The sequence below is a fragment of the Escherichia sp. E1V33 genome (genome assembly GCF_004211955.1).
In the GTDB taxonomy this organism is placed as follows: Bacteria; Pseudomonadota; Gammaproteobacteria; order Enterobacterales; family Enterobacteriaceae; genus Escherichia.
This window is the reverse complement of sequence record NZ_RHJI01000008.1, coordinates 20,999-27,593: the sequence shown is the minus strand read 5'-3', so window position 1 is coordinate 27,593 and position 6,595 is coordinate 20,999. Positions and strand designations below refer to the sequence as shown.

Sequence of the window (6,595 nt, the reverse complement as noted above, 5' to 3'; positions counted from 1 at the left end):
TTATGCGGGATACTTACATAATGCTGGCGTGATAGAACAAAAAGCCATTATGAGGCTTTTCACGCAGCGACAACACCAACGGAGTGATAAGGCTATGTACAGGCACAACACGTGCCGCAGCTTTCGTTTTTCCCTGTGTGATTTCAAAACACAGCACACCTTCGATCTCTTTCACATCGTCTATTGTGAGACTTGCTATCTCATTGATCCGCATACCTGTATATAAACCGATAAGACACAAAGCCATCATTTCTTTGTTTTCTGCTGAATTACCGGAAAATACTTGCAACACCTGCAATAGCTCTTTGTTAGAAAATGCCTCGTAGCTCTCTCTACTTTGTGCCACATCAAGCCTATGCCCTCGCCAGGGGGAGAGCGCCCTTTCTGGCGCATCGTGGTAACGTGATGAAGCTAACTCCCATAGCTGGGCCATTGGGCTGATATAATTTGCAATTGATTGTTGTGAAAGGGTTTTTTGCATGTGTTCAATCCAGCCTGTAACAGTGGTGCGGCTCACATCTTGCAATGCAATATCAGGCTTTTTACGGTAGGAGAGAAACATCTCTACCGCTTTTCTTGCCTTAGCTAAAGTGGCTGGCTTCTTCTTCGTGCTGTTAATTGTCAGGTAGATTTCAAGAATTTTAAGCAATGACGGACACGAAGACGCTGTATCTTGCATTCTGGTAGCTGTTTTGGCGTATTTAGCCTTACTGCGTAACAGTTCCAGCGTGTTCTCTATTGTGCTGTTTACAGGGGCGACACTCTCACGTAAGCAATGGTATTCATCTGCAATCTGATCACGCTTTCTACGTGCAACACGAAGATTACTTGTGTGCAGACTTCTGACAAACGTCCTTTTTCCTTCAAAAAAGGGCTGCATATACACAGGCAGCGTGATCCGTAAATAGTAGTTACCGTAAGAATCACAGATTATGTATTGATTGGGCTTGTATCTCATAAACTCCCCGGCTAAAGTGTCGGAGCGTTTGTAATGTGAAAATTGATTGTAACGCATAGAAAATGATGATTTTTTCTATAAGATTCAATCAATTAGTAATGGTCGTAGGTGATGGCATTAACACGAGATTAATCGAGTGTTTTACTCCTATTATCGGCACCATTTAAATCAATAAGTTACCTCACATTTAAGTAAACCACGTTCTCCTCTTGTGCCGTATTTGTGCCATTGCAACTTATAATCGCATCGATTTTGCTCGCGTGCCCGGTGAAATGCCTGGCTGAAAGGTGAGCTTAACGACGAACCATTTCGATAGACTCCCGGCCTCACATTTCCTGCAGCATTGACAACAGAACTCCGGCCTGAACCAGCCAACTTGCTCAAGTACGTACCGTGAAATCTGAAAGCGTCAATACCTGCACGTCTCAGACTGTTTTCCTTGTACACAAATACCCAACGGTGATTATTCACAATTCGACAGAGTGCGTATTCCCCTCCCGCTAATATAAATATGACTTACAAAGGAGGGAGAGGATGCATATTTTAAATATCACTAAAGTAAATTGTTTTTTGACGTTATTAATAGAAATGGAGGAACAAATAGGCGTACTCTACAACGGCAACAAAAACAACGATATTAATCAGCTTATTACTGATTTGCTGTATTTTATTCTCTTTCATTTGTAGTTCCTCGCTTTAAAAAATAGTGCGCTTCGTAAGCGCCCTTATATAAATAACGAGTTTGGTCAACCAGTTTTTTGAGATGTATCACAAATTTGAATAGATGTATTACATTAATTTTCACTATTGATACAAAAGTAATTGATATATGCCGCTTGAAACCTGCTCCGGGGATGAGTCTGTTCTCCTGAGCGGCCTTGTCCTGGCGTTCGCAGACGCAGAGTGAGTACAAAGCACTTCTTCAGAGTGCCCCAGCTTTCGGGGGGTTATACAAGATATCGATGCTGGTGCTCTGGAAGGCATATGGAGTTCTATTAAACAGCAGACTCGCCGGACACAGCGTTTCACCATAGCATAGTCATTACCGGATAACACCGCAGGCACGCCATATGTAAGAACGTGCTGCGGTTGAGTGATTAATAATCAGAAAGAAATTGGGATCCTATATGGGATTCGAATTTGTTCAATCGTTTTACTCCCGGGTGAATAAGTGATAATCACCTCTCTAAGCGCAAAATAGATATTTAATCCCTTAATGGGAACCAACCAGTTCCTTTCGATGCCTGAATTTGATCCCATAGTTTATCCGGAATGTTTAATTCAGGAACGAGCTGTGGATCAAGGGTTGTTTGAATTTCATGACTTCTACCTGATTCAGCTAAAGCCACCCATTCTGGATTTATCACCAGCCCTTTACCGATCGCAACAAGTGGCAGGCCAACAGAAATTGCATCTTGAGCCTGAGACGGTGTGCGTATTTTACCTGCGGCGATTACCGGCACTCTGCCTGCAATATGATTTAAAATCAGCTCAATGGTTCGGGGGCCATTTGGCGATTCTACGGGGTAGCTATCGTTAACACTGACCAGCGAGGTATGTATATACGAAATACTGGATGAAATGAGCCGATCCAGTAGCTTATAGGTATCCTCTATCCGCAGTCCCCCTTTTGCAGATTCTTCAGGAGATATTCTGTAACCTATGGCAAAGGGCTTTGTCGCATATTCATATACTACATTTTTTACTTCCTGTAATACGGCCAGAGGAAAGCGCATACGTCCTTCGAGATCGCCTCCCCATCGGTCATTACGCTGGTTAAATAGAGGGGAGAAGAAATTCTGCAGAAGGAATCCATGCGCGCCATGAAGTTCAACGCCATCAAAACCTGCTTTAATCGCCCTTTTTGTGACCTCTCCGAATGCTCTAATGGTTTCCTGAATTTCGCTTTCAGTCATTTCCCTGCTTTGTACCACTCTCTTCATAAAGTCACCAGATTTTACGTTTGATGCGCTGGCACTAATGACGTCGTTATTTGGCACAAGCTCCGGGATTGCTTTATTACCGGCGTGGAAAATCTGCAGGATAGCCGGAGCACCACCACTTTTGGCGGCAGTCGCTAACTTTTCAAGGCTGTTAATGAAACGGTCGTCATACGCGGCAAATTCATGAGTAAACCCAATGCCGCTTGGCGTGACATAGGTACATCCTGTTATTACCAGACCAACATTTTGTGAGCGACGTTTATAAAATTCGAGTTCTTGCTCAGAGATAGTCCCATCAGGATTAGCTGACCAGGTCGTCATAGGCGCCATAACGATACGATTACGTAGCTTTATTTTTTCTGTCAGCATAAAAGGAGAAAACAATGATGGGTGTTTAATTGTCATAACAATACCTCAAATGTTTATCTGATTTTGATGCTTTTGTTTGTTGAATAAAATTTCTTTTTGAGTAATTTTATTATTATCGTGTAGTCAATAAAGGATAAATATCAGGGAGATAATAAATCTCCCTGCAAGATTCTTACAAATGTGTTTTATAAAAAGGAATTAATTTATCGAGCGCCTGTTTCACGGGTTCCGGCTTATCATACAGGTCGTAATGTGAATAGCCTTCAACAACGACAAACTCCTTATATTTTGAGGCGGCGCGGCCAATAATTTCGCAGCCATCACGATAGGCACCAAAAGCGCCCACTCTATCGCCCACTACAACCATTAGTGGTTGAGTTAAGAGGACTTCTGCAAGATGAAAAGCATCCCATCCCACAGCAACAGTCTGATGTGAAAATAGCGAACGATTAACCCCATTAGGCGCACAGCCTCGCGGCGAACGATAATATTCTGTTGCTTCAAAAAGGTCTATTTCTGTTAATCCCGCTTCAAGAGCTGCATTTGGAGAAGAAGGGAGTAAATCATCTACGCGAAGTTTTGCGCCGTTAGCTTCGTCAGTTCTTTGTTGCGCCATTGCTTCGAGTGCTCCAATAGGATTAAACGCGGTAAATCCCTCACGCATAAGACGCCCGTAGTTTGCACCAGTGACAGTACCAATGGCTTTAATTCGACGTTCTGTCATTGCGGCATTAATGGCATATCCACCACCACCACAAATACCCAGTACACCAATACGCCCGGCATCAACGTAAGGTAAGGTGGTAAGGTAATCAACGACAATGCTGAAGTCTTTTACTCGCATTGTTGGATCTTCCAGATAACGCGGTTCTCCACCGCTGCTTCCCTGAAAACTGGCATCAAAAGCAATGACGATAAAGCCTGCTTTTGCCAGGGCGGCACCATACACGCTACCCGAAGTCTGTTCTTTGCAGCTTCCAATTGGATGGGCGCTGATAATGGCAGGATACTTTTTTTCACTATTGAAATCGTCAGGGAAATAGATATCAGCAGCTATATCCCAGTAGGTATGTTTTATCGAAACAGTTTTCATTTCAAGCTCCGGGGATTTGCCGAAACAGATTTAAATATCATTTCTATTATCCGCAACTGGCATTCGTGTTCATATTGCGAACGGCGTAATGGTATGACTTGTATTGGTTATCATCAATGGTCTAATATCTATCACAGTGTTAAGTTAAGGTTTACAATGATGAAAATAGAGCCTTCAATTTTGCCTTCTCTTGCCTGGTTTGCGCTGATTGTTCGTGCCGGCAGTTTTTCCAGAGCAGCCTCTGAAATGGGTATTACGCGGGCCGCATTATCCCAGAATTTAAAATCTCTTGAGGAACGTCTTAACACCAAGCTGATATATCGCACGACCCGCAATATGTCGCTTACCGAGGAGGGTCAGCGTCTGTATGACGTGTTGGTGTCGGCTTTGGGGCAAATTGATGATGCTTTGAAAGATGTTGGTGATACCCAACTTGAACCTACTGGCCTGTTGAGAATAAATTCCTCCCGTGTTGCAGCACGGATGCTTGTTGAGCCTCATATTAGCGAGTTTCTTACTCGTTATCCCAAAACAAAAATAGAACTCATTATGGATGATGGTTTGTCTAACATTATTGCGGACGGCTGTGATGTTGGCATACGTCTTGAGCAAGGACTGGATGAGCATATGACAGCAGTTCCTGTTTCTCCGCTTATTAAACTGGTTACCGTGGCATCGCCAGATTATTTAAGGGAAAACGGTATTCCTGAAACGCCTCAGGAACTGAGTAACCATAATTGCCTTCGATTGCGGCATAAAACCAGTGGCGCACTGTCACCATGGGAGTTTTCTAATGTCGCAGGAAATAATGAAGAGTTCGAAATTGAAGTGTCAGGTAAGTACATCTCCAATGATGACGAGAGCATGATACGAATGGCGCTCAATGGGACGGGTATCATTCAACATCTGGATTTTGCAATCGCTGAACATATCAAGGCGGGCAATTTACAGCCGATTCTTGAGGATTGGGCTGTTTCATTTCCTGGGTTTTATATTTATGTTTCATCACGGGTGAGAATGCCTTCTAAAGTTCGTGCTTTTATTGATTTTATGGTGGAGAAAAGAATAAAGCTCGAAAATTGATGATATGTGTAATCGATGATTTTTCTGGGCGAATATCTATAACAAGAATAACACAGTCGTGAGGCGTGTTTTTCACAATAAATCTTCTGATAATTAATGCTTGTTTTCGATACAGCCATAATATCAATTATCATTATCGCTAGTAATGTGGCTAAAATAATTGCATCTATGACCCCCCTTCATGAGTGTCTGTGAAGAGGAGGCTTCTATAAGGAAATCGCAATGCTCAAAGAAAACTTCAACGAACTGCAAATCTTTCTTGTGGTGGCAAGAGAGCGAAGTTTTACCAAAGCAGCGGGCAAACTCGGTGTCTCTCAGTCTGCACTTAGCCATGCAATGAAGGCTCTGGAGGAAAGGCTCAATATCCGCCTCCTGACACGGACGACCCGCAGTGTGGCTCCCACAGAAGCGGGGGAGAGAATAATTGCCTGTCTTGAGCCGCGTATAGACGAGCTTGAGCGGGAGCTGGAATCACTTATTCAACTGAACGGCACACCTTCCGGCAATATCCGTTTATCTGCCGGGGAACATGCTGCGCGAAGTCTGGTCTGGCCGAAGCTCAAATCGTTCCTCAGAGTGTATCCAGAAATTAATGTTGAACTGGTGGTGGATAACGGTTTTGTCGATATTGTTGAAGGCCGTTTTGATGCCGGGATACGGCTGGGTGAAAATGTTGATAAAGATATGGTTGCGGTCAGGATTGGACCAGATATGCGGATGGCCGTGGTGGGGGCGCCGGAGTATTTTGCCGCTAATGCCTTACCTGAAACACCTCACGAGCTACAAAACCATCGCTGCATCAACATGCGTTTGCCAACTGCCGGTGGGCTTTACCACTGGGAGTTCGAGCGAGAAGGGAAACCACTTCGCGTCAAGGTTGATGGGCAACTGACGTGTAGCCCATTGCCAGAAAGAATTGATGCCGCATTATCAGGGTTTGGGATCGCTTGTGTCCCTGAAGACATGGTTCAGGAGCATGTAAAGTCAGGTAAGCTTATTCAGGTGTTGCAGGAGTGGTGTCCAACTTTTCCCGGATATTATCTTTACTACCCCAGCCGCAAGCAGCATCCGCCAGCTTTTGCCCTGTTGATCGATGCGCTTCGCTATTCAGAGTAACGGGTCCGCATTTCGTGGTGGACCCGTTTGGAC

The 6,595-nt window shown here is 44.0% G+C and carries 5 protein-coding genes and 2 pseudogenes; 2 read left to right on the top strand and 5 right to left on the bottom strand.

Annotation, left to right across the window (positions count from 1 at the left end):
- Nucleotides 1-19 precede the first annotated feature (19 nt).
- The 5 genes and pseudogenes from D9742_RS06960 to D9742_RS06940 form a co-directional block, all read right to left on the bottom strand.
- Nucleotides 20-958, bottom strand: a pseudogene (locus D9742_RS06960) (DUF6538 domain-containing protein); the annotation flags it as partial.
- 176 nt (nt 959-1,134) lie between these two features.
- Nucleotides 1,135-1,387: pseudogene (locus D9742_RS23770) on the bottom strand (tyrosine-type recombinase/integrase); the annotation flags it as partial.
- Nucleotides 1,388-1,537: 150 nt separating this feature from the next.
- Nucleotides 1,538-1,639: a small membrane protein YkgR gene (gene ykgR / locus D9742_RS06950; RefSeq protein ID WP_130236411.1), complete on the bottom strand. Its 102-nt coding sequence runs from the start codon at nt 1,637-1,639 to the stop codon at nt 1,538-1,540.
- Between the two features lie 524 nt (nt 1,640-2,163).
- On the bottom strand, nt 2,164-3,306 hold the full coding sequence (locus tag D9742_RS06945) for an NADH-dependent flavin oxidoreductase (protein WP_130236410.1): 1,143 nt from the start codon (nt 3,304-3,306) through the stop codon (nt 2,164-2,166).
- A gap of 136 nt (nt 3,307-3,442) precedes the next feature.
- A complete protein-coding gene (locus tag D9742_RS06940) occupies nt 3,443-4,363 on the bottom strand; it encodes an alpha/beta hydrolase (protein ID WP_130236409.1) in 921 nt (306 codons plus the stop codon).
- Nucleotides 4,364-4,519: 156 nt separating this feature from the next.
- Here D9742_RS06940 and D9742_RS06935 point away from each other — a divergent pair, with 156 nt between their 5' ends.
- Together D9742_RS06935 and D9742_RS06930 are read left to right on the top strand one after the other, a co-directional pair.
- A complete protein-coding gene (locus D9742_RS06935) occupies nt 4,520-5,446 on the top strand; it encodes a LysR family transcriptional regulator (RefSeq protein WP_130236408.1) in 927 nt (308 codons plus the stop codon).
- A 222-nt stretch (nt 5,447-5,668) separates the two neighbouring features.
- On the top strand, nt 5,669-6,562 hold the full coding sequence (locus tag D9742_RS06930; RefSeq protein WP_130236407.1) for a LysR family transcriptional regulator: 894 nt from the start codon (nt 5,669-5,671) through the stop codon (nt 6,560-6,562).
- The last annotated feature ends 33 nt before the right edge of the window (nt 6,563-6,595 follow it).

Bases quoted from the DNA above. Each gene is read 5' to 3' on its own strand.
- D9742_RS06940 (WP_130236409.1), bottom strand. From the start codon at position 4,363: ATGAAAACTGTTTCGATAAAACATACCTACTGGGATATAGCTGCTGAT.
- ykgR (WP_130236411.1), bottom strand. From the start codon at position 1,639: ATGAAAGAGAATAAAATACAGCAAATCAGTAATAAGCTGATTAATATC.
- D9742_RS06945 (WP_130236410.1), bottom strand. From the start codon at position 3,306: ATGACAATTAAACACCCATCATTGTTTTCTCCTTTTATGCTGACAGAA.
- D9742_RS06930 (WP_130236407.1), top strand. From the start codon at position 5,669: ATGCTCAAAGAAAACTTCAACGAACTGCAAATCTTTCTTGTGGTGGCA.
- D9742_RS06935 (WP_130236408.1), top strand. From the start codon at position 4,520: ATGATGAAAATAGAGCCTTCAATTTTGCCTTCTCTTGCCTGGTTTGCG.